Origin of the sequence: Kocuria sp. (assembly GCF_030536815.1) — a bacterium.
In the GTDB taxonomy this organism is placed as follows: Bacteria; Actinomycetota; Actinomycetes; order Actinomycetales; family Micrococcaceae; genus Kocuria; species Kocuria gwangalliensis.
Window position 1 is genome coordinate 234 of the sequence record NZ_JAUNPE010000239.1, and the last position, 2,385, is coordinate 2,618.

Sequence of the window (2,385 nt, forward strand, 5' to 3'; positions counted from 1 at the left end):
GGCGCGGCGGACTACTGGGATGCCCGAGTGACGAGTCCTGTGCAAGTTGGGCAAGGGCGGAACGCTGCGAGGTTCAAGGAGTACTTGCATCACGGTGGCAAGGTGTCTGCCAGTGTGCGCTTCGCGCTCTTGGACTGGGTGCGGCCGGGCGCAGTCTTCGAGGTGCATATCGACGTGGATAGTCTCACCGGCCTGGAACTGGGGGCCCTGCTGTGGTTGCTGGATAATCCGGACGAGGACGTGGTCCATCAGATGGGTTCGGGTAAACCACTGGGTTTCGGTGCCGCCAAGATTCGAGTCGACTGGTCGAAAACGGCGGTACGCAGCACTAAAGCCGTGACCCGTAGGTACGCCGTGTTGTCCTCGGGGGAGGACCCGGACGCCGCCCCACTATCGGAACAACAGCTCAAGAAGTTGAGTCTCGAACGGTTCTCAGCAGTGGTCTCTGCGACACAAGGTCTACGCGAGGGCGTGGAGGACTGGTCGAAGGCTGCGCGCGGGGTGCCTGGCCTGCCGGTGCACTACCCCCGTCCCGGAGACAATGCGGGGAAGGCCACCGCTCCCGGCGAGAAAATTTACGAATGGTTCACCCAGAACAACAAACGTAAGCATCCAGACTACCTTCCCCAGCCCGGAGGCACGCTACCGTACCTCGACCGCGATAAGGCTGACCAGCAGAACAATCCCAACAATAGAGGCCGTAGGCCGCAAAACAACCAGCGGAATGGCCGGCGCGGCTGGAACTCGCGATAACCGTGACTCTAGTCAGCGACGCTATCGCAGGGCGGGGAGCTCGGCCTCGAGCCCCCGAAAACTCAGTTGGCGTCCAGAATAGCGCGGATGATCATGGTCGAGTAATGCACCACGAGAAAAGTCGGGATGGCGAACGCGCCACCGCCCACGAAGGGTGACGACGCATCGTCGAACCAGGTGCTGCCCGAGCCACTAACTCGCGCCCGCCCTCTTCGCCGGGCGATACAGCATGAGGGCCTGGGAGACCTTGCGGGGCGTGGGCCGGGAACCGCGGGCCATGCGCACCACGTCACCGGAAGCTCCCGCGGCAAAGATCTTGGACGACTCCCGGCGTGATTCACGTTCCCGGTCCAGTTCTTCGGACAGTTCAGTGACGCGGGATTGCAACGCGCGCACTTGGTTCTCCAGCTGAATGATCCGCTTGATGCCCTCCAGCGACACGCCTTTCTGCGACAACGCCTGGATCTGACGCAGTTTCTCGACATCCATCTGGGAGTATCTGCGGGCCCTCCCCGAGGCCCGAGAAGGTGTCACCAAGCCCAACCGGTCGTACTGGCGCAGGGTCTGCGGGTGCATCTCCGCGAGCTCGGCGGCTACCGAGATCACGAACACCGGCTGCGTGAAGTCGAAGGCCATGTCACTTCGCCGCCTTCTCGCTCAGACCGGCTCGAGGATCGAAATCCTCGGTGGCCTGCGCGAATGCCTCCGCTGCTTTCTTGGCTTCGGCATTCAGCGACTCGGGAAGCTCGATGTCGACAGTCACGATCATGTTGCCGGTCGTGGATCCCGAGGTGAATCCCTTGTCCTTGACGCGGAAGCGACGCCCGGATGACGTGCCCGCCGGGATCTTCACGTTCACGTGATTCCCGTCCAGGGTGGGCACCTCAAGGGTCGCGCCCAGGGCGGCTTCGCCCACGGTCACCGGAACGGTGACAGCCACGTTCTGTCCGTCGCGGCTGAAGAACGGGTGATCCCTGACCTTGATGGTCACGATCAGATCGCCGTTTCCGCCCGGGCCGGAATGGCCCTTGCCCGACACCTTGAGTCGCTGTTCGTCCTTGACGCCCTTGGGCACCCGCACCGTGGTGGTCTGACCGTTGCCACGGCGCAACTTCACGGTGGTGCCGTTGTACGCCGAACGCAACGGAATGGTGGTGGTCGTGTGGATGTCCTCGCCCTTGGCGGGCGGGCCCTGATAACCGCCGTATCCACCGGGCGCACCGTAGGCGGGTCCGCCCGAGGTGCTGAACCGAGTGTCACCACCTTGACCGCCGAACTGCGCGAACAGGTCCTCGAACCCGCCCCCACCGGATGTGGAGTGGCGCGCGCGTCGACCGCCTCCGCCGCCGAACATCCCACTGAAGATGTCCTCGAAGCTCGCGTTACCGGCGGCGCCGCCACCACCGGGTGCACCCGCGCTGAAGCGAGCACCGGAGCCCATGGCACGGATCGCGTCGTACTGTTCGCGTTCCTCGGTGTCGGACAGCACCGAATTGGCCTCGGAGATGTCCTTGAATTTCTTCTCCGCGGCGGCATCCCCTGGGTTCTGGTCCGGGTGATACTTGCGGGCCAGCTTGCGATAGGCCTTCTTGATATCGGCCTGGGATGCGTCCTTGGAGACGCCCAGGACAC

3 protein-coding genes are annotated in these 2,385 nt (G+C 63.8%); 1 reads left to right on the forward strand and 2 read right to left on the reverse strand.

Translation table 11 applies throughout. The annotated features are described in order from the left end of the window. Positions 1-753: hypothetical protein (locus Q4E95_RS12655; RefSeq protein WP_303383641.1), on the forward strand; the 753-nt coding region annotated here is incomplete at its 5' end. Between the two features lie 192 nt (positions 754-945). On the opposite strand, the gene Q4E95_RS12660 is transcribed toward Q4E95_RS12655, so the two are convergent. Further along, complete coding sequence (locus Q4E95_RS12660; protein ID WP_303383642.1) at positions 946-1,389, reverse strand: heat shock protein transcriptional repressor HspR; 444 nt, start codon at positions 1,387-1,389, stop codon at positions 946-948. 1 nt (position 1,390) lies between these two features. Further along, positions 1,391-2,385 (reverse strand): J domain-containing protein (locus Q4E95_RS12665; RefSeq protein WP_303383643.1); only part of this gene is annotated, 995 nt, incomplete at its 5' end.